Source organism: Cytobacillus firmus NBRC 15306, from assembly GCF_001591465.1.
Taxonomy (GTDB): domain Bacteria; phylum Bacillota; class Bacilli; order Bacillales; family Cytobacillaceae; genus Cytobacillus; species Cytobacillus firmus.
Genome location: NZ_BCUY01000018.1, coordinates 35,805 through 58,903, shown reverse-complemented (window position 1 = coordinate 58,903; position 23,099 = coordinate 35,805). Strand labels below are relative to the sequence as shown.

At 40.2% G+C, this 23,099-nt stretch carries 30 protein-coding genes; 11 read left to right on the top strand and 19 right to left on the bottom strand.

Annotated elements, in window-relative coordinates; all coding sequences use genetic code 11:
- Window positions 1–124 precede the first annotated feature (124 nt).
- Both BFI01S_RS07800 and BFI01S_RS07795 read left to right on the top strand, forming a co-directional pair.
- Window positions 125–1,246 (top strand): amidohydrolase, encoded by a 1,122-nt coding sequence (locus BFI01S_RS07800; protein ID WP_061792096.1) that lies wholly within the window; start codon window positions 125–127, stop codon window positions 1,244–1,246.
- A 313-nt stretch (window positions 1,247–1,559) separates the two neighbouring features.
- On the top strand, window positions 1,560–2,120 hold the full coding sequence (locus BFI01S_RS07795; RefSeq protein ID WP_035331501.1) for a GNAT family N-acetyltransferase: 561 nt from the start codon (window positions 1,560–1,562) through the stop codon (window positions 2,118–2,120).
- A gap of 110 nt (window positions 2,121–2,230) precedes the next feature.
- On the opposite strand, the gene BFI01S_RS23325 is transcribed toward BFI01S_RS07795, so the two are convergent.
- The gene (locus BFI01S_RS23325) at window positions 2,231–2,389 is read right to left on the bottom strand and encodes a hypothetical protein (RefSeq protein ID WP_169799739.1); all 159 of its coding nucleotides are present in this window, start codon (window positions 2,387–2,389) and stop codon (window positions 2,231–2,233) included.
- 212 nt (window positions 2,390–2,601) lie between these two features.
- On the opposite strand from BFI01S_RS23325, the gene BFI01S_RS07790 reads away from it, so the two are divergent.
- Window positions 2,602–3,969: an MATE family efflux transporter gene (locus BFI01S_RS07790; protein WP_061792095.1), complete on the top strand. Its 1,368-nt coding sequence runs from the start codon at window positions 2,602–2,604 to the stop codon at window positions 3,967–3,969.
- Window positions 3,970–4,115: 146 nt separating this feature from the next.
- On the opposite strand, the gene BFI01S_RS07785 is transcribed toward BFI01S_RS07790, so the two are convergent.
- Complete coding sequence (locus tag BFI01S_RS07785) at window positions 4,116–4,889, bottom strand: SDR family oxidoreductase (RefSeq protein WP_061792094.1); 774 nt, start codon at window positions 4,887–4,889, stop codon at window positions 4,116–4,118.
- A 225-nt stretch (window positions 4,890–5,114) separates the two neighbouring features.
- Here BFI01S_RS07785 and BFI01S_RS07780 point away from each other — a divergent pair, with 225 nt between their 5' ends.
- Window positions 5,115–5,597 (top strand): Hsp20/alpha crystallin family protein, encoded by a 483-nt coding sequence (locus BFI01S_RS07780; RefSeq protein WP_061792093.1) that lies wholly within the window; start codon window positions 5,115–5,117, stop codon window positions 5,595–5,597.
- A gap of 13 nt (window positions 5,598–5,610) precedes the next feature.
- Window positions 5,611–6,108 carry an Hsp20/alpha crystallin family protein gene (locus tag BFI01S_RS07775; RefSeq protein ID WP_061792092.1) on the top strand — a complete coding sequence of 166 codons (498 nt, stop codon included), beginning with the start codon at window positions 5,611–5,613 and terminating at the stop codon, window positions 6,106–6,108.
- On the opposite strand, the gene BFI01S_RS07770 is transcribed toward BFI01S_RS07775, so the two are convergent.
- From BFI01S_RS07770 to yoyC, 7 genes are all read right to left on the bottom strand, one after another.
- On the bottom strand, window positions 6,105–6,602 hold the full coding sequence (locus BFI01S_RS07770; RefSeq protein ID WP_061792091.1) for a GNAT family N-acetyltransferase: 498 nt from the start codon (window positions 6,600–6,602) through the stop codon (window positions 6,105–6,107). The genes BFI01S_RS07775 and BFI01S_RS07770 overlap by 4 nt on opposite strands.
- Window positions 6,603–6,774: 172 nt before the next feature.
- Complete coding sequence (locus BFI01S_RS07765; RefSeq protein WP_035331486.1) at window positions 6,775–7,533, bottom strand: CAP domain-containing protein; 759 nt, start codon at window positions 7,531–7,533, stop codon at window positions 6,775–6,777.
- Between the two features lie 447 nt (window positions 7,534–7,980).
- Window positions 7,981–8,439, bottom strand: coding sequence for a FixH family protein (locus tag BFI01S_RS07760; protein WP_061792090.1), 459 nt, complete (start codon window positions 8,437–8,439; stop codon window positions 7,981–7,983).
- An 18-nt stretch (window positions 8,440–8,457) separates the two neighbouring features.
- Entirely contained in the window at window positions 8,458–9,861 is a 1,404-nt protein-coding gene (locus tag BFI01S_RS07755; RefSeq protein ID WP_061792089.1) for a sensor histidine kinase, read from the bottom strand.
- Window positions 9,858–10,532: a response regulator transcription factor gene (locus BFI01S_RS07750; protein ID WP_061792088.1), complete on the bottom strand. Its 675-nt coding sequence runs from the start codon at window positions 10,530–10,532 to the stop codon at window positions 9,858–9,860. The genes BFI01S_RS07755 and BFI01S_RS07750 overlap by 4 nt, the downstream gene beginning before the upstream one ends.
- Window position 10,533: 1 nt before the next feature.
- On the bottom strand, window positions 10,534–11,514 hold the full coding sequence (locus BFI01S_RS07745) for a YncE family protein (RefSeq protein WP_061792087.1): 981 nt from the start codon (window positions 11,512–11,514) through the stop codon (window positions 10,534–10,536).
- 118 nt (window positions 11,515–11,632) lie between these two features.
- The gene (gene yoyC, locus BFI01S_RS07740; protein WP_061792101.1) at window positions 11,633–11,899 is read right to left on the bottom strand and encodes a protein YoyC; all 267 of its coding nucleotides are present in this window, start codon (window positions 11,897–11,899) and stop codon (window positions 11,633–11,635) included.
- Window positions 11,900–12,016: 117 nt separating this feature from the next.
- Between yoyC and BFI01S_RS07735 the strand changes: the two genes are divergently transcribed.
- Window positions 12,017–12,259, top strand: a complete 243-nt coding sequence (locus tag BFI01S_RS07735; RefSeq protein ID WP_009332565.1) for a hypothetical protein — start codon at window positions 12,017–12,019, stop codon at window positions 12,257–12,259.
- A gap of 62 nt (window positions 12,260–12,321) precedes the next feature.
- On the opposite strand, the gene BFI01S_RS07730 is transcribed toward BFI01S_RS07735, so the two are convergent.
- The 3 genes from BFI01S_RS07730 to BFI01S_RS07720 all read right to left on the bottom strand — a co-directional run bounded on the left by BFI01S_RS07730 (window position 12,322) and on the right by BFI01S_RS07720 (window position 14,092).
- Window positions 12,322–12,645 carry a hypothetical protein gene (locus BFI01S_RS07730; RefSeq protein ID WP_235831134.1) on the bottom strand — a complete coding sequence of 108 codons (324 nt, stop codon included), beginning with the start codon at window positions 12,643–12,645 and terminating at the stop codon, window positions 12,322–12,324.
- A 135-nt stretch (window positions 12,646–12,780) separates the two neighbouring features.
- Window positions 12,781–13,698, bottom strand: coding sequence for a CobW family GTP-binding protein (locus tag BFI01S_RS07725; RefSeq protein WP_061792086.1), 918 nt, complete (start codon window positions 13,696–13,698; stop codon window positions 12,781–12,783).
- Window positions 13,691–14,092 (bottom strand): hypothetical protein, encoded by a 402-nt coding sequence (locus BFI01S_RS07720; RefSeq protein ID WP_061792085.1) that lies wholly within the window; start codon window positions 14,090–14,092, stop codon window positions 13,691–13,693. The genes BFI01S_RS07725 and BFI01S_RS07720 overlap by 8 nt, the downstream gene beginning before the upstream one ends.
- A 115-nt stretch (window positions 14,093–14,207) precedes the next feature.
- Here BFI01S_RS07720 and BFI01S_RS07715 point away from each other — a divergent pair, with 115 nt between their 5' ends.
- Window positions 14,208–14,825, top strand: a complete 618-nt coding sequence (locus tag BFI01S_RS07715) for a class I SAM-dependent methyltransferase (RefSeq protein WP_061792084.1) — start codon at window positions 14,208–14,210, stop codon at window positions 14,823–14,825.
- Window positions 14,826–14,876: 51 nt separating this feature from the next.
- Here BFI01S_RS07715 and BFI01S_RS07710 read toward each other — a convergent pair whose 3' ends face one another.
- The 3 genes from BFI01S_RS07710 to BFI01S_RS07700 form a co-directional block, all read right to left on the bottom strand.
- Entirely contained in the window at window positions 14,877–15,803 is a 927-nt protein-coding gene (locus BFI01S_RS07710; protein WP_235831133.1) for an LCP family protein, read from the bottom strand.
- A 178-nt stretch (window positions 15,804–15,981) separates the two neighbouring features.
- Window positions 15,982–17,460 (bottom strand): lmo1851 family serine protease, encoded by a 1,479-nt coding sequence (locus tag BFI01S_RS07705; RefSeq protein WP_061792082.1) that lies wholly within the window; start codon window positions 17,458–17,460, stop codon window positions 15,982–15,984.
- 143 nt (window positions 17,461–17,603) lie between these two features.
- Complete coding sequence (locus BFI01S_RS07700; RefSeq protein ID WP_061792081.1) at window positions 17,604–17,810, bottom strand: heavy-metal-associated domain-containing protein; 207 nt, start codon at window positions 17,808–17,810, stop codon at window positions 17,604–17,606.
- A 258-nt stretch (window positions 17,811–18,068) separates the two neighbouring features.
- On the opposite strand from BFI01S_RS07700, the gene BFI01S_RS07695 reads away from it, so the two are divergent.
- Window positions 18,069–18,317 carry a hypothetical protein gene (locus BFI01S_RS07695; RefSeq protein WP_235831132.1) on the top strand — a complete coding sequence of 83 codons (249 nt, stop codon included), beginning with the start codon at window positions 18,069–18,071 and terminating at the stop codon, window positions 18,315–18,317.
- Between the two features lie 19 nt (window positions 18,318–18,336).
- On the opposite strand, the gene BFI01S_RS07690 is transcribed toward BFI01S_RS07695, so the two are convergent.
- Entirely contained in the window at window positions 18,337–19,209 is an 873-nt protein-coding gene (locus tag BFI01S_RS07690) for a M15 family metallopeptidase (RefSeq protein WP_061792080.1), read from the bottom strand.
- A 172-nt stretch (window positions 19,210–19,381) separates the two neighbouring features.
- The gene (gene deoD, locus BFI01S_RS07685; RefSeq protein ID WP_061792079.1) at window positions 19,382–20,086 is read right to left on the bottom strand and encodes a purine-nucleoside phosphorylase; all 705 of its coding nucleotides are present in this window, start codon (window positions 20,084–20,086) and stop codon (window positions 19,382–19,384) included.
- Between the two features lie 152 nt (window positions 20,087–20,238).
- On the opposite strand from deoD, the gene BFI01S_RS24335 reads away from it, so the two are divergent.
- Both BFI01S_RS24335 and yoyE read left to right on the top strand, forming a co-directional pair.
- Entirely contained in the window at window positions 20,239–20,367 is a 129-nt protein-coding gene (locus tag BFI01S_RS24335) for a hypothetical protein (RefSeq protein WP_268745125.1), read from the top strand.
- Between the two features lie 15 nt (window positions 20,368–20,382).
- Window positions 20,383–20,532, top strand: coding sequence for a protein YoyE (yoyE, locus tag BFI01S_RS23320; protein ID WP_169799738.1), 150 nt, complete (start codon window positions 20,383–20,385; stop codon window positions 20,530–20,532).
- A 199-nt stretch (window positions 20,533–20,731) separates the two neighbouring features.
- On the opposite strand, the gene BFI01S_RS07680 is transcribed toward yoyE, so the two are convergent.
- Window positions 20,732–21,040, bottom strand: a complete 309-nt coding sequence (locus BFI01S_RS07680; RefSeq protein WP_061792078.1) for a YodL domain-containing protein — start codon at window positions 21,038–21,040, stop codon at window positions 20,732–20,734.
- 263 nt (window positions 21,041–21,303) lie between these two features.
- Between BFI01S_RS07680 and BFI01S_RS07675 the strand changes: the two genes are divergently transcribed.
- On the top strand, window positions 21,304–22,161 hold the full coding sequence (locus BFI01S_RS07675; protein WP_235831131.1) for a glycerophosphodiester phosphodiesterase: 858 nt from the start codon (window positions 21,304–21,306) through the stop codon (window positions 22,159–22,161).
- 71 nt (window positions 22,162–22,232) lie between these two features.
- Here the strand turns inward: BFI01S_RS07675 and BFI01S_RS07670 are convergent, their stop codons facing one another.
- Entirely contained in the window at window positions 22,233–23,003 is a 771-nt protein-coding gene (locus BFI01S_RS07670) for a sporulation protein (protein WP_061792077.1), read from the bottom strand.
- Between the last annotated feature and the right edge of the window lie 96 nt (window positions 23,004–23,099).

Genomic DNA, 23,099 nt, shown 5'->3' with positions numbered 1-23,099 from the left:
AAAAGTGTAGAATTCCAATTTTACACTTTTTTTTATTTGAGATATCGATGGTGAGAAAATTCTTCACACTTTCTTTTCATTCTTGTAAAATAAAGCAAATACTTAGGATCAAAGGACGATATAGATGAAAATTTTATTGAAAAGTGCAATCATTCACCCTGTGACTTTCCCCGCCTTCCATGGGGATGTAATAGTAGAAAACGGAAAAATACTAAAGATAGGCAAGAACTTAAAGTCTGATTCAAATGTAAAAATTATAGATTGCCATAGCCACCACTTGCTTCCTGGCTTCATTGATGTCCATACCCATCTCGGTCTTTATGATGAAGGCACTGGATGGGCAGGCAATGATGCCAACGAAACAATTGAACCCTTAAGCCCGCATATTAGAGCGATGGATGGAGTATACCCTTTAGATCCCGCATTTTCAGATGCAGTGAAATATGGCATAACAACTGCACATATCATGCCGGGCAGCGCTAACGTAATTGGGGGAACCACTTCTGTAATTAAGACATCAGGGAAAAATATCAGCAAGATGATTATCCAGGAAACAGCCGGTCTTAAGATTGCCCTTGGTGAAAATCCAAAACGGATTCACAGTCATGGCAACAAGGATTCCATTACAAGAATGGGGATAATGGGAATGCTGAGAGAAGCCTTTTATGAGGCTTTACAGTGCGATAATCCCGACTCTTTAAGATTTGCACCGCTTGTCAAGGCGCTTAAAAGAGAAATTCCCGTCAGAATACACGCTCACAGGGCAGATGATATTATTTCTGCCATCCGCTTTGCAGAAGAATTTAATCTCGATCTCCGAATCGAACATTGTACAGAAGGCCATTTAATTGCGGACGAATTGGAAGACTTGAATTTAAAGGTATCTGTGGGACCTACTCTAACAAGAAGATCGAAAGTGGAACTGAAAAACAAAACCTGGAAAACGTATCAGCAGCTGACAGAACATGGAGTAGAAGTCTCCATCACTACAGATCATCCATACACACCTGTGCAATATTTGAATATGTGTGCAGCTATTGCAGTCCGGGAAGGCCTTTCCGAGCAAAAAGCCTTAGAAGGAATCACCATTCTGCCGGCAAGAAACCTCAGAATCGATCATCAGCTGGGAAGCATTGAGGAAGGAAAAGATGCTGATTTAGTTTTATGGAATCATCACCCATTTCACTTTCTTTCCAAGCCGAAATGGACAATGATAGGCGGAAATTTTGTGTACAGGGAATCGTGAAACCGTGTCGAATATCGCTGGTGTAATTTGACATAAAATCGCAAAAAAAATAATCAAAAAACCTATTTCCTTTTTGATTTTTTTTTAGTATTATACCTAAAGTGAAGTGAAAATTTTGCTACTTTATGACAGACAATCTAATATCGGAAACGATAGTAATAGGGAAGGCAAATGGTGCGCCACCAGTTATCTGGTTCTAGTGGGTTCGATTCCCACCCCGAAATTTTTTAGCAGCATAATAAAAAATTTCGAGGGTGGACCGAAGGCTCTATTTGGCATGGAGTAGGACTGCCCTCAATTGGAGGGATATCCTATGCTCAAGAAACGTGATCTTCACGACTGCCATGCTTTATTTGATTTAATGACGCACCCTGATGTCTTCCCTTTTGTTCGCCAAAAAGCCAATTGTTATGATGAGTTTATGTTTATTACAAAGCAGACAATCGAAGCAGAAGAACGCGGTGAATTGATTTCACGCACAATTCTTGATGAATGGGGCGCTCCGATTGGGACGATCAATTTGTATGACATCCAGGACAATGCCGGCTTCTTAGGTACATGGCTTGGCAAGCCCTATCATGGCAAAGGCTATAACAAATTAGCAAAAGATGCTTTCTTTGAGGAGCTCTTTTTTGAAACCGGCATAGAAACAATCTTTATGCGGATTCGCAAGGAAAATATCCGCTCGCAAAAAGCTGCAGAAAAGCTTCCTTATGTCATTCTTGCAAATGAAACGAGAAAGTCTGTTTATGATCAGCTGAATGCTAATGGAGATATTTACAATTTATATGAGATCCCAAAAGATCTATATACTCTTCATGTAATGCGTCATGGAGCAGCAGTCCAAGAATCGTCCCAATTACTGGAGGCTTAAAAGAAATGCGGAAGCGCCTTGCCCACCCCCGCCACCTCTAGGGGGGACTAGACAGCTCTCGAAGTACAAAAACGCTAAGCACTTGCATAGAGCAAGTGCTTTTTATTCTTTCAATTAATAATATTGGTTGCTGATTCATCTGTTTTTTCTCTTATTCCGTACTGGGACAGCAATTCTTCCAGCTCTTCATTTGTAAGTGTTTCAAAACGCCCGTCCACAAATGAAACTTGAGTCTGATTGGGATTAATCCTATTTATATTGAAGCTCATCTTCTGCCTCCTTCAAGCCGAGTTTTCGAAATGGCTGCTTTTACTATTTATACTTTCGCCGATTGAAGGATCCCGTTATGCAAAAGTTCGCATAATTGAAACATTTTATTTTTAGCGGATTACCATAACTGATTATAAAAGACCTGCTATGAGCCGGCTTCTCTTTAGTATGATATAATTCTCTAGTCACTTTATAGAAAGAGGAAAGACTCATGAATCAGACATACAGCAAAAAACAAAAACTGCATCAGCTGCTGGTAATTTTAGTTCCAATCCTAGTAACCCAGCTGGCGATGTACTCCATGACATTTATTGATACTTTAATGACCGGCCGCTATAATTCACAGGACCTGGCAGGTGTAGCGATTGGATCTTCTCTTTGGGTTCCTGTATTCACCGGGCTCAGCGGCATTCTCATTGCCGTTACACCGATCGTGTCCCACCTCGTGGGAGCAGGGAAACAGAGTGAGGAAGTTGCTTTTTCTGTCATTCAGGGTGTTTATCTGTCCATTATTATGGCCATCGTTGTATTTGCCGGAGGAGCACTCTCCTTAAATCCAATCTTAAGCGGAATGAATCTCGAAAACAGGGTCCAGGATACAGCTTTCAACTACCTTGCAGCCATAAGCACAGGGTTGATTCCCCTGTTTGTCTACAATGTATTAAGGTCGTTTATTGATGCTCTTGGAAAGACCAGGGTCAGCATGATCATCACCCTTCTAACACTGCCAATCAATGCTTTTTTTAACTATATACTTATTTATGGTAAATTGGGGTTTCCGGAACTCGGCGGAGCAGGTGCAGGCTATGCTTCATCTATTACTTACTGGCTGATCATGGTTATTTCGATTATTATTATTCATAAAAATTCTCCGTTCTCGAACTATGGAATTTTCAGAAGAATACATGCTGTTTCTATCGGCAAATGGAAGGAAATCCTTCTTATCGGGATCCCGATTGGCTTATCGATTTTTTTCGAAACCAGTATCTTTTCAGCAGTTACTTTATTAATGAGCACATTTGAAACAGCCGTAATCGCAGCTCACCAGATTGCCCTCAATTTCGCATCACTTCTTTATATGATTCCGCTAAGCATTTCAATGGCATTAACAATCGTTATAGGCTTTGAAGCGGGGGCTGGAAGATTCAGGGATGCTAAAGAGTACAGCTGGATCGGTGTCAGTATTGCTGTATTTATGGCATTAATTTGTGCAGCTGTTCTTTTGGCTTTCCCAAAAGAAGTGGCATCGATTTATACAAAAGACGACCATGTATTACAATTAACAGCCGCTTTTTTAATTTATGCCATGTTCTTTCAGCTTTCAGATGCCATTCAGGCACCTGTCCAGGGAGCGCTGCGCGGATATAAGGACGTGAACGTCACCTTCATTATGTCCCTTATTTCTTATTGGATCATCGGGTTGCCGTTTGGCTATTACCTGGCCAATCATACTGATTGGGGAGCATATGGTTATTGGATCGGCTTGATTACCGGGCTCGCAGCCGGCGCCATAACTTTAACAAGCCGGCTGATCTATCTGCAAAACAGAAAATACCCGGCATATATGGAAGCGAAGTAAATATAAAGTGAAACTTCAATCAGTGGGGGTTTTCCTTATCCCCCACTTTCCTCCTTTGATTCCTCTGAGTCTTGAAGTGGGGGTCTTACTGCCCGTTAGACTGCGATAAAAAGGCAGAAGAATACGGTTCTTCTGCCTTTTCTCTTTCATTCCTGATATATTTTTCCGAGGACGTCCTTTCCGCCTGTAACCGGGATTATGCTGCCAGTAATAAAGTCGGATTTTTCATCGGTAAGAAAGCTGATTACACGGGCAATATCTTCACCTGTACCCGGCCTTCCCACTGGTGATGCATTATCCTGAACCTTAGCAGCTTCTTTGATATTTTTTTCCTTCCAATCACCGATAATATCTCCCGGACAAACCATATTTGCAGTAATTCCGTTACCGGCCTCTTCAAGTGCAATGGATTTTGTTAAAGACGCTGCGCCCGTTTTTGCAGCCGCGAATGCAGAACGGTATATCCAGCCAGATGCTGCTTCGACACGATCAAACCCTATGGTTATAATTCTTCCCCATCCATTTTCCCTCATTTTCGGTATAAACAACTTGGATAAATAAAATACCGCATTTAAGTTGCCATTGATCAGGTAATTCCATTGTTCGAAAGTATAATCCAACATCTCTTTTCTTTCGTGCTCATAAGGACCGGCATTATGAATGACTATATCCATGACTTGAAATTCATTAAGAGCTTTTTCGGACATCTTTATACAGTCAGCCGGTAAAGAGATATCTCCCTGCAAAGCAATATTTTTAGTGCCGAATTTTTCGGTCAGTTCCCCGCACAATGAGACAGCTTCCTCTTGACTGCTACGGTAATTGATCACCAGATCGATGCCTTTATTTGCAAGCATGTACGCCGTTCTTTTCCCGATCCCTGTTGCCCCTCCCGTGATTAAAGCTGCTTTATTTCTCACAAAATTACCCCTCAGTATTTAATTATTTTATATACATCGATACCAATATAGTAGTAATTACAGTGTATTAATGCAAATAATAAGAAGCTTCCCCCCATAATGCAGCAAGTCTGTACAAGAAAACGAATCCATTATTAACAGATAGGCGCATATCTGCATAGAATATATGACTTAGTGTTGAATCATTGCCCATCGCGGCAGTTTAGCAAGGAAAGGATGAGAAGGATGTTCCCGTGGAATCTTTTTCCGTTTAATAAAGATATGAAGAATCCTCCCAGCCAAATGAAACCGGAGGAAATTGATAAATATATTAAAAATATCATGGGGCAAATGTTTCCTCAAAATATGCAGGGAATGACTGGAGCACCGGATTTTATGAAAGGCTTTAATGCTGCAGCTCCCGGAACTAATCAGCAGTCAAATTCTGCACCACTTAACTCATCCGTCTTCGAAACCCATGATTATGTTTATGTGAGATTCCCAATAAAAAACGAGGACTGGTTAAAAGAAATGAAGCTTTATCACACCTCCAACCAAATGATTATCGAACATATTCCCGAAAAAGACGACAAACATATCATTACCCTCCCTGCCATTGTCAGGAAAAAAGGATCATCTGCCAGCTGCAAAGAAGGGTATATGGAGATAAAGATACCTAAAAATGTCGATATGCAATATTCAGAAATAGATGTAACAGAAATATTATAAAGGGGGTCTCCTTATGGAACTGGAAAAATGGAAAGATTTAATCAAAATGACCGCACAATATCAGGATCAGGATTTCTGGGAAACGCTTATTTCACCTGAGGATTCCAATCATAATAAGAAACTTTCTTTTTCAGTCCTGGAGCAGGAAAAAATCAATCGTTTTCTGTCAAATCAAGAAATTTTTCCGCGCTGTGATATGTATGAGAACAATGGCAATATCAAAATTGAAGCAGAGCTCCCAGGTATAAGCAAAAATGATATTAAAGTATCTCTGGTACAAAATGAACTAATTATTAAAGGAAAATGTTCAGCATTTCAGCAGGACTTGCTCTATTTTCTGAAAGAAAGACATAGCAGAGCTTTTGAAAAAGTTCTGACCCTCCCTATGCCTGTTGATAAATATTCGATAAAATCATCATTTGAAAATGGGATACTTTCCATTTCTCTTCCCATCTTATTCGAAGAGGAAGAAATAATACCCATTTTTGTAAAGAGTGAAGAGCAGCTTTAATCAAGCAGCTTATCATAGCAATAAAAAGGGCTTTCCCGATCCATGAAGATTGTACCTGCTTTAACATATCCATTTTTCTCAAATAAATTTTGAGCCTTTTTATTCAATGAGTATGTATCTGTTCTCATATACGGTATCCCGTTCTTCACTGCATGATCTTCAGCAAATGCAATTAACCTGCTCGCAATTCCCTCCCCTCTAATCTCAGGATCTACGGCCAGACGGTGAAATACAAAGCATGGCTCTTCCTTTCTCCATGAGGCATTTTTATATTCTTCCGCCTGGATTTGATCGACAGTAATGGAACCTGCGACCTTTCCTTCATATATGGCAGTATACAAACTGCCTGCTTCCACATCAGCTAAAAAATCCTGATCCTGAGGATAAGTCCGGTTCCATTGATCATTCTCCTCAGATTCCATAATGCTGACAGTCTTTTGGACAATTTCCATTATTTCCTTCAAATCGTCTTTTTTCCCTTTTCTAATTTCCATTTATATCACCTGTTGTTTTTCATTTTTTAGCAGCTACTACTAATGTTCCAATGAATGATTGAATACATACATGGTGCTGAAGGAAATACTATACTGAATTAATTCAGGTGACAAGGCAAAAACTCATAAAAAAAAGACAGCCAGAAGAGGCTGCCTTTTAACTATTTAAACATTATTTCCCAATGAACATTTGTGTCCAGTAGTTTCCGTCAGCAACATGGCCAACACCAAGGTGTGTAAAGTTGGCATTCATGATGTTTTTACGGTGGCCTTCACTATTCATCCAAGCTTGTACAACTTCTTCAGGAGACTGCTGGCCCATAGCAATGTTTTCGCCCGCTGTAGTGTATGAGATGCCGAATTGCTTCATCATATCAAATGGTGAACCGTAAGTTGGGCTGTTATGGTCAAAATATCCTTTAGACTGCATATCACGTGATTTTTCACGAGCCACTTTGCTTAGTTCTGCATCCAGTTTAAGGGCAGGCACTCCTGCTTTTGCACGTTCCTGGTTCGTTAATTCAAGTACTTTTTTCTCGTAAGCACTTACTTCAGAAGAAGCAGGTGCTGCTTCTTTTGTCTGTTCAGCAGGTGCTTGCTGCTGTGCAGGCTGCTGCGCTGGAGCTTTTGCTGTTTCTTGTGTTTTGGCAGGGGTTTTTGCAGGCTGCTCTGCTGGAGCTGGAGCTGCAGGCTTTTGAGCTTCCTGTTTATTTACTTGAGCATTTCCCCAATTTATATTGTAGTCTTTAAGGTATTTTTGAAGAATGTTATTAATTTGATCCTGGCTTAGGTTGCCAGATTGAGAGATTGCGATTTTTTTAGCTTGTTCAGGAGTAGGACAATTTGAAGCTGCGTCCGCTTGGTTAGCTCCCGGTGCTGATACTAATAATGCTGCTGCCGCTGCTACTGAGTAAATAACTTTCTTATTCATGTATATAAATCCTCCCTGTGTTTGTTTTCTTTGTTGTGTGGTGCTGTGTGACTTGCACAATCATCATAACACAGGGTTTTTCGTAATATTTCTGGACAGATTTTACAAATACCTGATTACAGCACACTTAAGAGACTTTTAAACTTGTAAAAATAGACTTACAACTTTTCATAAATCCTTATTTTAATAGGTTTATGATCACTCAAAAATGGGTAAACGATTTTCTGGGTTTTTTTCTCTGTAGTGGAAGCCGCTCTGAACAAATACCATTTATATACTAAAACATCGCTATTGACAGGTATTTAGGCCGACCGTAATCTTTACTTTTATTACACCAATGTAACAAATATGATAGGTATATGTACCCGTTTTTGGGTATTTATGCCCCTGAAGGAAAGCTGTTGCAGAGTAACTAGACCCAAAACAAAAAGCAGCCAATGCTGCTTTTTAATGGCTGCTATGATCATTGTCCTCCATATTTTCTTCCTGGCTGCCCAACTCTTTTTCTGGTGCACTGGGCTTGCCGATAACAAATTCTTTTTTAGGCATATTATGCATCCTGCGCGCCGTTACATGTGAATATATATAATAGGTACCTTCTTCTTTAAAGCTTTTCTCCAGTCGATAGATCCCGTTTTCTGCATGTTCAACAGGAATTTTTTCGTGTTCTTCGGCATTCGCTCTCCATATCTCAAACTTGACTTCGTCTGCATCTTTAACCTCTTCTTCTCCATATGTAACTTTTGCTTCAAAAACAACCGGTTCATTTGCTTTTGCTTTTTCAGGGTTTATCGATAACTCGACTTCCAGGAATTGTGGTTCTTCTTCAGCTGCATTATGATTGCTGCAGGCTGCCAGGCTAATAATTATCATTAACGGGAGCCAAATATACATTAGTTTTTTCATCATAAATCTCCTCTATATTTACTTTATTTCGAGCAGCGGCAACATGATTCTAACTGTAGTCCCCTTATTTAGTTCACTCATCACAGCAAGCTTGCCTTGATGAAGCTTAACCAGCTTTTCTGCAATTGCAAGACCAAGCCCTGTGCCTCCATCTGATCTCGTTCTGCCTTTATTCACTCTATAAAACCTTTGTTTAATTTTGCTTAAATGTTCTTCTGAAATCCCTATACCTGTATCCTCTATTTCAATCAGGCATTGATCTCTCTCTTGAGATAAACGAATGCTGATTCTGCCTTCTGCTGTATACCTAATGGAATTGTCCATAATATTTTGGATAACCTGCTCAATCCTGCCTTCATCTCCGTTAATGATTACTTCAGGATCCAGGCGATATTGCAAATCCACATTTTTTTCACGGAGGATCGGCTTGTATTTTTCAATAGCGTCCTCTATAAGCTGTGCCAATGGCAGCGGCATTTTTTCAAGTTTGTATTCGTCAGCTTCAAGCTTAGATAAATCAAGCAAATCTCCCACCAGACGTTCCATCCTTCGTGATTCTCTTAATATCAGCTGCAAGTATTTTTGCCTGTCCTCTTCGGATTTTTCCATTCCGGAAATGAGCGCCTCACTATAGCCTTTTACATAGCTGATAGGGGTTCTTAACTCATGTGAAACATTTGCCAGAAAATCCCTTTTCTTTTCATCTTCTTTTCGTATAGATGAAGACATATAATTGAAGGCATTTGCCAGCTGGCCAATTTCGTCCTTTGAATCAATGTTTAAATGAATATCATAATATCCCTTTGAAACATGTTCAGCTGCATCCTTCATATCCAGCAGGGGCTTTGTCAGTTTTTTAACGAGCATCGTGCCTAAAATGATGCTGATAACTGTAAAAACTGCCGCAGCTGCGAGCCACAGATAGGCAAAATCCCGGGTAATCTCTGAAATCTTCGCGAGGGGAACATATAAATAAATAATGCCTTGAAGCCGATTATCATCAAGAAGCGGAATAATGACACCCATAATTTTTCTGTCAAACCTTTTTTCATAGCCGAGTTTTTCAACTGGAATGCCTTTAAGAAGCTCTTCACGCTCTGCTTTGCCAATTAGTGTCTGATAGTCAATTTCAAAAGGCAGACAGGCACTAAGCTCTCTGGGATTACTGACTATAAAAATCTCTGTTTCTGATTTTGAATTATACCATTCGATTTTTTCCCTGAGATCCTCTGTCAAAGCACCTCCCTGGTACTCTGAGGCCAAGCTTCTCCCTTCAGTCAGCAGGGAGTCTCTGACATTTTCCACATAAATTTTTTCATAAAATAAGTAAGATAAAAAATAGGAATATAAGATCGTAATAATAATCGCTGCTGTTACGGTCAGCCACATTTTTTTAGCCAGGCTATTGGTCAGGAATTTCATTCATCCGGCACCTCGAATTTATAGCCAACTCCCCAGACTGTTTGAATATAGTCACCAACTCCAAGCTTCATTCTCAGCGTTTTTATATGAGTATCCACTGTTCTTAAACTCCCTGTATAATCAATGCCCCATATATATTCAAGCAGCTGCTCCCTGCTTAATGCCTGGTTTTTATGTTCGATAAAAAACAGAAGCAATTCATATTCTTTAAGAGTAAGCGTGACATCCTTTTCCGCAACTGAGACTTTTCTTGCTTTCATGTCAATTGCGACCTTACCAATTCGAATAGAATCCATGTCACTTTTTAATCCGCCCGTTCTTCGAAGGACAGCATTGATTCTGGCGACAAGCTCTCCAGGACTGAAAGGTTTGACAATATAATCATCCCCTCCTAACTGCAGGGCTTTCACTTTATCCCATTCCTCTCCCTTAGCAGATAGAAATATAATTGGCACATTTGATTTTTTTCTGATTTGAGAACATACTTCAAATCCATCCTCCCCAGGCATCATTATATCCATAATAACTAAGTCCATCACATTATTTTCAAGTATGCCATATGCTTCAAAGCCGCTTTCTGCTGAAAAGCATGCAAATCCTGAATTCCCGAGGTACATTTCAATTAAATGCCTCATATCTGCTTCATCATCTATAATCAGGATATTCAGCATATCATTTCACACTCTCCCTAATGACTATTTTAAAAGGTCCCTCTCCAACCTTGATGCGTTTAAGCGTTTTTAAATTTTCCGGCTCCAGTATATGTAAATCATTGCTGTCATAACCGGCCACTAATAGTTTATCTGCTGCGAAAGCCATTTCAAAAGGATTTGCCGCAATCGAAACAGAGTCTGCTTCTTCCCCTGATTCATTAATTTTATATAACATATTTGATCCATGGCTTAGGACATATACTTGATTTTCTTGTCCCAGAAAATTAATCGGCATCGAAGCGGCTGGAATTTTCTTTTTTAACTTTCCTGTTTCTTCATCATATACATGGATATTTTGTTCAATATCTACACCTTCTCCATGTCCGCCAATCCAGATTTCACCGTTTTTCTCATTAAGCCAAGCACCGGCTGCTGAAGGATGGATTGTAAATTCCCCGCTTTTTTCTTTTGATTCAAGGTCGATAATTCCCAGTTTTTCATGATTGAAGCTTAGGACAAATAACTTATTCTCTTCACCAGATTCCAGCAGGGTAAGGGGATCCATCTCAGATTCGACCTGTTTTACTTCTTCTCCATTTAAATGAAAGAACCTTATTTTGTTTAAATGCTGATCTGCAAAAGCGATTTCATTCGTTTCAAGCAGGATTCCATTTACGATTCCTTCTCCTGTTTCCCAGCTATCAATCAGTTTGCCTTTCTTTAAGGAGTAAAGATCAGCCGTTTCAAGCTGTTTTCCATACAGAAGGATGGAATCATTGTCCGGGAGAATTAAAGCGCCTGCATAAGGTTTCTCCATAGCCCAATCTGCCGCCAGCTCCTTTTTTTCCAGGTCCACAAAAGATATGGTCATATCCTTGATATTCACTGTGGCAGCAAAGCTTATATCCTCGGGTATTGCAGGGTGTCTCTTTTCAGAGCAGGAAGTAAGGAAGGCCGTTATGATCCATAAAAAGAAAACCCAATACATTTTTTTTGACATACAATTTCTCCTCATGACTATCTTATCTTTATCTTACATTAATATTGTGAGATAAATGTGAAAGGATCTTGAAATCTGCAGTTAACCTATAAATTAAAAAAAGGAGGCTTGAACCTCCCTATTTCAAACCTTCCGCTTCATGGATATGCATATGGATAAGTTCTGCTTTGGATGTGTCATCCAAGTCTGAATGTGCAATTCTCTTAACCGCAAGGTAAAATTTTTCAAAGATAGTCTTACGGACTCTTGGATGGGAATTTTCATCCCTTAGTTCCCTGGAGATTGCTTCCTTCAAAATGTTTTCTGCATTAATATCCTCTTCGAGTTTCCGGTTATTCCAAAGCTTCCGGTATTCATTCAGAAGCTTTTCATAATCTTGACTCATAACTGGCCACATCCCTTCCAAAACAGGAAACAATTATATTCCCTTAGCTGTATTTTTACATAAATAAAATTATAAATGCAAAAAATACAGCTAATATGCGAGAAAGGAGAATGAGTTATGAATTCACCTTATCGGTGCCCAAACTGTAAAACCAACAGAAGCCGATTCAATATTATTCAGCAGGTGCCTCAATCCATCAAAATGGATCCTCAGACAGGGAATGTTTTGGAAGAATACAGCAGTGAACAGCTGTCCCCCTTCCATATGCCTTATAAAGGCCCTGATAAAAGGGTGCAATGTGCGGCTTGCGGACTTGTGGAAGACGAGCGGACATTCATCAAATTTGGCGAAAAACAGTAAAACGAATGAAGGCCTGAGATTTTTGTTCTCAGGCTTTTATTCGTTTACTAACTTATTTTCCTTTAAGAATCTTTTATTATCCACTTTCCATGGGTCTGCCTGTGAAAAGCGCACAAGATAGATGCTGCCTCGAAAATGCTTGTTTCTTCAGCATTTAAAGGCTGAACATCTGCATGATGGCTTCCGGCACGCCGCTGGACCTTAAACTTCTTGCCTGTTTCAACATCCATAACGGTAAATTTACTGTATTTGGGCAATATCCCATTCACTTTCTCCCATGGCAGCATCTCAATCAGCCAGCCAATCCCCTCTTTACTTGCAGATGTGTGTGTGCCTCCTGCAACAAGAAGAAAGATGAATACAATGACTACGTTTAATGTTTTCATAAATTCCACTCATTTATATATTTTTTTGGTTAGGCATTATATAATGAGTTTCCCAAAAAAAGGTTTTCTTCATTCATTCAAGCAATAAAAAAATCGCACCATATGAATGCGATTTCCTTTAAATCCCCTGATTAATTAAATGCTTTCGAGAATTTTTAACCTTTGTTCGATTTCTGCCCAATCAAGTTTCTCTCCAATAAACACCATATTCAGGGGCATATTTATGTTTTCCTGCATATAGAGCGGCATTCCATAAGAAAACTGAAAAAGAAACGGGTACTGTGATGAATTCAGCTTCATATACCCTTTTATTCTGTACACAGTGTCTGGAAGTCCTCTAAGAAAATCCTCAAAATCTGTCTGATTGACAGACTTTTTAAACTGATAAACGAACGTGCTTAGCTTTAGATCAGAAAAAACATGTGACCTGGATCCCTTGCTCTTTTTCCCGGACGATATACCTCTTACCTGCTTCACAGCAATCTTTGAGTATGAAGTTAAGATGGTGAATGCCTGGCTGTTCAGACCCTGAATCTCCATGGTAAGCCGAGCCTGTTCCGCCTCGGAAAGTTCATCTGCTTTATTTAATATAATTAAGTCTGCATGCCGGACCTGCTCAATTAAAAGCTGCTGCACCTGAGGGCTTAACACATTTCGGTTAAGCCATCTTGGACCGTCAACAACAGAAATAATGCCTTTTACCTGCATCCTGTCAGCAAAGAGGGGGGAAAGGATGCTATCCAGAACTTCAATTGGATGAGCAGCACCTGTAGTTTCAATATAGATCGCTTCCGGCTTTTCAACCATCAATAATTCCTGAAGCTGCGCTTCCAGCTTATCTGAGATGGTACAGCATATGCAGCCATCAAGCAGCTCTTTTAATGGCACATCCTCATCGACTGCGTCCGAGTCAATTGAAACTTTCCCGAGCTCGTTCATCATGACTGCCACTTTTCTTCCTTGCTTCTTTTCATCCTGGAGCAGCTGCTTTAGAAGCGTCGTTTTCCCGCTCCCAAGAAATCCTGATAATATATATATTTCTGTTTTATTCATACTTTTCCCCTTCTTCACGATCTGCCAGCATTTCTTCAATCATAATCAACATTTTCTTCTCTATTGAATCAATATCCAGGTTGGTTAAATAACCAACGGAATGAAACATTTCCTGTTTGCATTTCCAGATGGGAATATAAGCATTTGGAAAAAAATCATCCTCCGTCTCAATTCCCAGTTCCAGAATGGACTCATAGTCAATTTCAAACACTTCGTTTTCTGATGCATGCCGGCCTTTTATCGTTCTGACCAGATCCACTGCCAGATTTTCCTCTTCAGTTTGAAAGTCTGTTTTGTACTTATGAAAAAGTTTTTCTGCAAGCTCTTCACATTTTTGTTCAATATCTGATATTTGCCTGCGGGTCTCTTCATTAAGCTTCACTACCTGCTTCAAAGGATCACCTCTTTATAGCTATCCTGTCTAATGACCCATTGTATATGATTTTACCAGTCCATACAAACCATAAGACATATTTGCTATAATTTCTATTAAGGATGGTGGAGTTAACATGCTGGAAAATACCGGGGAAAGAATCATACTGGAGGAAATGCCGGTTACTAACGGAATGCTTCTGGAACATTTGGCACGTTACTATTTTGCCCTTTATTACGCTAAAGGGAGAGTGCTGGATATTGCCTGCGGGACGGGGTACGGTTCAAAAATAATGGCAAAAGCCAAGAAAAAAGAAATTAATGAAATTGTAGCCGTGGACATTGATGAGGGTACATTGAAATATGCCAGACAGCATCATTATCATCCTCTCGTGCAATATATTAAAGCCAATGCGGAAGATGATTCCCTCCCTGAACAATTAGGATTTTTTGATGTGATAACGAGCTTTGAAACGCTTGAACACCTGGCATCAGAAGAAATATTTCTTAACAGTCTTTTTAAGATGCTAAAGCCAGGCGGGACTCTCATTTTATCCACGCCCTTCGGAGCCGGGAGGGGAAAGCCAACAAATGAGCCCTTCCATTTTCACCAGCTGACTGAAGATGAATTTATTGAACTGTTCAAGTCTTACGGAGCGACGGAATTTTATTATCAGAGAAGTGTTCTCATTGAACCGAAAAGAGAAGGCAAACACTACCCTTTTGGGATTGCAGTCTTCACAAAAAGTAAATGAGGAGCCCGCGGGCTCCTCATTTACTTTTTAAAAGCGCCTTTCTTATTACCGCTATTTCTTTTCAGCATCCAAAAACTGCTTAAGCGCTTCTGAATTTTCTTCAAAATCAAGCTGGAGAACCGAACCGGCATGTTCATATGTTTTATTCTCATAACTATCTTCAACAGGTACCCTAAGTGTTTCAATGTCAGTAACAGGATTCATTAAAAATTTCACACCGAGTGATAATGCTTCTTCAATCTTTAAGTCGGTTTCAACGTATTTCATTGCCTGGCTGATTACCTCAGGAAACCTTGCTAAACCGGCAGGTGATGAGAATTGGTTCATCACTTCATCTTTAAGCCCAATCAAAATTTCCTGCTGCCTGTCCACTCTCCCGAAATCACTTTGTCCGTCATGGCGAAATCTCACATATGATAAAATGTCACTTCCCTTAAGCTTTTGTTTCCCCGGCTCCAGTTCCAGTCCCATATCATCAATCATGGCAGAACTTACTTCTGCTTCAATTCCGTCCGGGGCAATGGCATCAAGCATTGCTGTAAACCCCTTAAAATCAATAATTGCTGTATGATCGATTTGGACTCCGAAGTTTTGTTCTATTGTATCCTTTAATAAATCCTTGCCGCCTATATAATAAGCATGATTCAACTTGCTGTACATATATTGGTAATCCGGTATTTTTACATAGCTGTCCCTCATTAGAGAGACCAATTTAATGGATTCCCCGGAAGGTTCATAGCTGGCCAGCACAATGGCATCCGAACGTGAATCCTCTTCTCCTCTGCTATCGACACCAATCAGCAAAAAGTTTTTCGTTTCATCTACAATCGCTGAGGGCTCTTTATTCACCTTTTCGGACTCGCCGATCTCCGTCTCCTGCCTTGCATTATTATTATCTTTTTGCTGAAAAGACATGCAGCCGGATAGTATAGCTGCAGCCACTGCAAATAGAATCATAATTTTTTTCAAGTAAATCACCCCTGCGCTGCTTAATAGTTATTTTTATTACCATTGTGGGAAAGAGAAACGCTTTCTATACCCACTTTCTAAGAACAGCCATACTTGAACTGCCCCCACCTGCCGCTACTTTCTTGAGGAAGGAATCGTCTCGCTTGAAAAATGATGCAAAAAGCTCTCCGAATCGGAGAGCTTTAGATTATGACCCTATTTGTTTTTTCAGCACTTCAGCTGCTTTTTGAATTTGCGTATCATTCTGATCGATTTTTTCACGGAGTTTTTCCATCAGTTTAAGAGTAGACTGCCCTGATAATACTCCATTTTGATCAAGCTTTTCAGCAGCCTGGAATTCTTTGACAGCCGCTTCCGTTTTTTCATCAAAGAAACCGTCTTCTCTTCCAGGATTATATCCCAGAGCTTTCAGCATAGCTTGAGCTGCTTTAACCTGGGCTGAAGAAGCAGAAAGCTTTAATTCAGTGTCTGGATTAATAAATGGCAGTGCAGCGTATTCCGGCAAGGCCACTTTGTGGTCAGGTGTGATTCCCTTTTTATGAATCCAATTCCCATCCGGTGTCAGCCATTTTTCAGTAGTGAATTTCATGTTTGACCCGTCGGAGAAGTCCTGTGCACGCTGGACGGTGCCTTTTCCAAACGATTTTTCACCGACAAGCGGCACATCTGCAGATTCGTGTACTGCCGCAGCCAGTATTTCTGATGCACTGGCACTTCCTTTATCAATCACAACGACTAAAGGTATATTCGGGTTTTCTTCACTCTTTGATTTTACTTCTTCTCTGTTTCCATTGCGGTCTTCTATTTGGAATAATATCTCGCCATCCGGGACAAACAGGCTGGAGATTTCCACTGCCTGATCCAGCAGGCCGCCTGGATTCTGGCGAAGATCAAGGATTAATCCTTTCATGCCCTGCTTCTGCAGCTCATTCAAAGTTTCCACCAGTTCTTTAGAAGTATTTTCCGAGAATGTAGTAATCTGTACTTTTGCAATACCATCTTCAAGCATTTCCCCATAGACGGTTTCAAGCGGAATGGTATCGCGTGTAATGGAAATATTCATAGGCTCATCTGTGCCGGGACGCTGAACTGCAAGTTCTACCTTAGTTCCTTTTTCGCCTCTGATCAGCATAACGGCCTCTGTAGAGCTCATCCCCTGAAGGCTTTTTCCATCAACTGATAGAACCTTGTCATTTGGCCTAAGCCCGGCTTTTTCAGCAGGTGAACCTTTTAATGGGGATACAATGACTATGTAGCCTTCCTGTTCCTGGATTTCAGCTCCGATTCCTTCAAATGAGGATGAAATACTCTGATGAAAGCTTTCGGCTTCTTCTTCATTCATATAGTCCGAGTAAGGATCATCCAGCGCTTCAAGCATACCGTTAATAGCACCATTTATAAGGTTATTCTGATCCACTTCCTGGAAATAGTTTGCTTTCAGTGTATCATAAGCTGTATACAGCTTATCAAATTCCCTTCTTTCACTTGTTCCCACATCTACTGCCTTTTCATCTCCAAAGGCCAGTGCAAATGTAGTAATTCCAGCTGAAAGGAACACAATAAAAAACAGCAGCATTACAAAATGAAACTTTTTCATGCGGATAAAACCTGAATGGTTATTATCTGGTGTTTCAGAAGTTTCTTTGTTTAAATCTTCATTTTGCAAACTTTTCACCACTTTCGTCACCGTAAAATAACTATGTACAATCCTTAAAGATTAGAATAACATTTATCGAAAAAATTACAAAGAAAAATGTGTGCGACGATTGAAAGAGCGCCAGCAAAATATGCGTGGCGCTCTTTCTTATGTCAGGCTACCCCATAGCCCTGGTCTTCTATCGCTTTTATCAAATTTTCCTTATCAGATTTTTCAGGGTCATATTCGATTTCTGCATGTTCATCATGAAAGGCAATCGAGACACTTGCCACTCCATCGATGGAGAGAAGGGCATTTTTGACTGCCTCTTCACAATGGCTGCAGGTCATGCCTGCAACTTTAAGAGAAACTTTTTCCAAAGTATGTGCCTCCTTTTTACAAGTAAACTTAGTTTATTAATACCTCATTTAAGAATGTTTTTAAACATCAGGTAAACAAACTGCCGGCAAAACCATGCTTCACCTAAATTTAACCGGCATTCTGCATCAGGAAAATAAAAGATTAATGTTTTGCCGGTATAAACATATTTTATTATATAGTCATTTTAAAAACCCTCTACCAATCCTTTTCACCGGCCAGCCCTCAGCTCTCCCATCACTTTCTTAAGGGGTGAATTTATGATGTTAACCGCAATATTATGGATAAGCTTCGCATTTTCCCTAATCAGCCTAATTGCCGGGATCATGAATCAGTCATGGAAACTTGCTCTATTAAGTTTTTTTCTGCTGCTGCCATTGGGATATTCTTTAACAGGGGCAGAAAATGTGCTCCGCATTCTATCAGGCCTTCCCGCTGTACCCTTCATTTTGGCGGTTATATTCTATTTTCAATCAGGAAAAAGCAGTCTAAAGAAGAAAGGCAAATAAAAGAGGCCATTTTGGCCTCTTAAATTTTTTTAACAATATCGAAGTACTCCTCCAAAGTCCATTTCTTTTCATAAATGACTTTTGCAGCTTCATGGCCCACATAACGGAAATGCCAAGGCTCATATTTATAACCTGTGATGGCCTCTTTTCCTTTGGGATAGCGGAGAATAAAACCGTAGCGATGTGCATTTTCAGCAAGCCACTTTCCTTCCTGTGTTTCCCCGAATTCTTCTGAAAGTCCAAGGTTTGCACTTCTGCTTGAGATATCCATTGTAAGTCCTGTCTGATGTTCACTGCTTCCGGGAATCGCCACAGCCTGAACCGCTTTTTCTTTACCAACTCTATTTACTTCGGCCTCGAAAACTTCCGATTGCCGTATAAATGAGCGATAGCCGGATACAGCAAATAATTCCACACCTTCATTCAATGCTCCGGTAAACAGCTTCTCCAGCTCCTTAGCTGCGTCCTGGCGCATATAGCTCTTTTCCAAATCTAACTTCCCGTAAGAAAATGCGACATTCGGGATTATTAGCTTGGATGGTTCATAGCCATCCGGAAGGCTGAATTGTTTATTCACCAGAACCATCACATTATCAGGGTTCTGGATTATATTTCTGCCATCCACAGCTTTTATATCATTAAAATATGAAGCTTCCAATGAAAGAGGATCCTTTTGAATATCTTCTTTCTCTTCATTGTCTGCTTTCCCGGCACTGTTTTCTTCTCTATTTTGTGATTCATTTTCTTGAGAAGGTTCATCAAGGCTTTTATCTTCCCCAAGGAACGGAATTTTTTCAATAAGCGGCTTTGCTTTATCCAAATACGGATCAAGCTGGCTGCAGCCGGAAAGCAGGAGGCTGAGGGACCCTGCCATAATTATGATCTTCTTCATTCAAACTCACCTGTCTTTTTATTTCTTTGCAACAATTACTATTTTAACACTACACGTCAACTAGTCCATAATTGTGTTAAAAACAGGACAAACGGCACAAAATATTCTTTTTACAGAGAACACTCTCATCAAAAAAAATAAAACTGGCTCAATGAACCAGTTTCTTTCTATATTAATTCTTAACAGCAGCCTCAAGTGCCACTTCGATCATTTCATTGAAGGTGGTTTGTCTTTCTTCAGCAGTCGTTTCCTCTCCTGTCAGGATGTGATCACTGACTGTTAAGACAGATAGTGCTTTGCGGTCAAATTTCGCTGCAAGTGTATATAGAGCAGCCGTTTCCATCTCAATCGCCAGAATCTGATACTTTGCCCATTTTTCAAGTTCCGCATTGTCATTATAGAACATGTCGGCAGTGAAGACATTTCCGACTTTAAGGTTTAATCCTTTTTCAACACCTGCATCATAAGCTTTTTTCAATAGATCAAAGTTGGCTGTCGGCGCAAAGTCAACTCCTCCGAAAGTGAGCCTGTTCATTTGGGAATCTGTAGAAGAGCTCATCGCCAGGATTACATCGCGAACCTTTACATCTTTTTGAATCGCACCGCACGTTCCTACTCTAATCAGGTTTTGGACATTATAGCTTTGCATAAGTTCATTAATATAGATGGAAATGGATGGCACTCCCATGCCTGTGCCCTGAACTGATATGCGCTTCCCTTTATACGTTCCAGTATAGCCAAACATGTTGCGGACTTCATTGTAGCACTCCGCATTTTCTAAAAATGTTTCTGCAATATATTTTGCACGAAGAGGGTCACCAGGAAGCAGGACCGTTTCCGCAATTTCATTTTCTTTAGCACCAATATGTACGCTCATAAATTAACCTCCAAATTAGTTCTGAAGCCGCTGTAAATGCTTCCAAGTCACACTATACCATATGTGCCATCAGTTAGAAACAAATAAGACAGGGCATGTTTTTTCTCTGTGCGGGAAAGCTAATTTTAGCTTTTCCAAAGGAGGTTGTAATCATGCCGCAAAAAGGAATGAGCAAAAAACTCAGACAGGCAGTCCAGCATGCCAATGAGACAAATCCATCTTCCAGAGCTAATACCGAGCCTAATACATCCAAAACAGTCAAAACAAAAAGCAATCGATAAGCGGAGGGACTTAATATGGGCAAAAAGCACCGCAACCGAATAAATTCACCAAAGAAGAATAATCATATTCCTGCAGAAGCAATTGTTGCAGAGCAGGAAGCACATGGCAAGGAGTTCACAGCCAATAAACGCAAAAACAGTCCGGGATCAAACATAACCGAATAAGAAAAGCGCAAGCGCCTTGGTCACCCCCGACAAGCACAAGACGAGCCTCACGGAAAGGCGTCCTTTGCCTTTTTGGGAGGATTGGCTTGTGACCTGGAGGGGGTAGGCGCTGGAGCTAGACAGTTATCGAAGTTACAAGTTATACTTTCCTATATTATAAAAATAACAGGAGAGCTATTATGCCCTCCTGTTTTCTTTTTTATCTAATATGTATCCTATTAACTTCTTCCCAGCCGCCCGGCTTCAGCTGATAATAAAATTGTCCTCTTCTGCCTTCATCAATATAGAGTATATCTCCTGTGGAAATAAACCGGCCATCGAAATCCTCCGGGATCCGATCATGCACATTAAACTTTCTAAATACTGATTCAAGGCATTCATTACGAGTCAAAGCTTCTACATTAAGGCGATATACTTGCTGAAAGCCTTTTTTGCCCCTGAATTCAGGTGTTTGAAAGATCGTAACATCATACTCTCTTCTTTTGATCCTTGTTAATTCCTTCAGCATATGGCATCCCCCTCTTATTCCCAGCATCCGCTATTTTTGCCTGATTCTAATACACCAAGCATCCTTATGACGTTTGTTCTGACAGTTGCCTAAAACTCCATGAACAACTTTTTATTACTGTTTAATTAGCCTTTTTTCTTGTCGTTTCCTCCATCAAAAAAGTACTATTTTTGTCGATTAACGGTTTTTTTCGATGGGAAAATGCTTTCAAAATTGTCTATTCTGCATATTATGTATAAAACTCTTACCTGGAGGTGATGAATTTGCTGGTACCTAAAAAGCCTGTTTTGCTTTCAATCCTAATCGGAATGTTATTAATGACTATTTCTTATTTTTTTCAGCCTCTCATGCCCTTTAAGTCTATCGCACATAGAGGCGCATCGGCACTTGCACCGGAAAACACGCTTGCATCGTTTGAAAAAGCTATTGAAATGGGCTTTGACTATATTGAGTTAGATGTAAGGCTAAGCAAGGATAAACAGCTGGTTGTTATTCATGACGCCAATGTTTTGCGGACTACCGACGGTGAGGGGCTAATTGAGGAATTAACAGTTAAAGACTTAAAAAAACTGGATGCAGGATCATGGTTTTCTCATGCGTATTCCGGTGAAAAAATCCCTTTATTGACTGAAGTATTAAAACAAGCCAGCGGAAAAATAGGAATTATAATTGAAATGAAATCACCTGAAAATCAGCCTGGCATGACAGAAATTCTCGCAGATGTACTAAACTCTTACAAACCCGACAGTCAGATAAGAGTCCAATCTTTTCATATTAATGAAATGAAAAAGTTTCACGAGCTGGCTCCCGAGATTCCTGCTGGCCTGCTGCTGAGCAAACACCTGGACTTGTTTCATTTGGCATCCTACCGCGATTTTGCCTCTTTTCTATCTGTTCACCATCTCCTGCTTTCCAAGTCCTTCATTAATCAAGCTGAATTATTCGGTTATGAGATCTATTCGTGGACCATCAGTAAACAATACCAGTTTGCAGACATGCAGAGGCTTGGTGTTCACGGCATTATTTCCGATGACGAGAAGCGAATTCCCGATTCAATCATGTACGCGCTCATTACCCCCTTTTTAAAAGGACAAAATTTAATTAAAACACTTCTGGCATAACAGGTATAGCTCCCCAATGCCAATGCCTAAGCAAAAAAACGATGGGCATCACCCATCGTTTTCGCATTCAATTAAGCATATTTTGCAATGACCGACTGAAGCTTCTGCTGCATATAAGGAATATCTGTATTTGTAACAGTGAAACGGACAAAGGTTTCATCCATTTCCAGTGCTTCTGCCAGGAATCCGCCTAATCCTCTCGCTTTACGGTCTACTTGCATCATAACCTCAGTCTCTCCGTTTGACTGTGGAAAAAATACAATTTCCAGTTCATCAAGTTTTCCTCTAAATGGACCGGAGACTGGAACAAATTCAAACTCCTGGATAAACGGCAGCCTTCTGCGAAGCCTGTGCGGAGCCTGTTCGCATTCTGCTTCCCGCAAACGGAATCCCATACTTGAAACAGCGTTCAATACAGAATCCATAAGCGGAGTTGCAATTATACGAATATAATCCTTATCAGCAGGATCCACCGCGTTTTTAATATCCAGTCCTGTCGCCACCCATATTTTCGTTTTGCCAAAAGACAAAGGTGTGTCCGCTGGAAGGTTAAAGGTAAAAGGAATTTCCTTTCGTTCATTCGCTGCCAGGGTAAAGGATTGAGCGAGTCTGAAACGGTCAATCAGACCGGAGACAGTATATTTTTTATCATCTGATTCTTTAATGTAAGTAGTATTCAATGAAAGGTAAATATCATCAATTTTCTGTTCGGTGCTTCCCCCTGTAATCTCAACCACGCCTCTGATGGCTTCACCCGGTACTGCTGAATCCTTCTCAAGTTTCGTATCCACTTTTGCTGATCCAATTCCCACACTTGCCAGGACCTTATTAAAAAATGACATATGCTTCTCTCCCTGTTTCTTTTTTTATTTTTTTTACTGCCATAAATAAAGCAAAGCACTTATTTCACTTAGATATACGTGGTTATTAACAAGAAG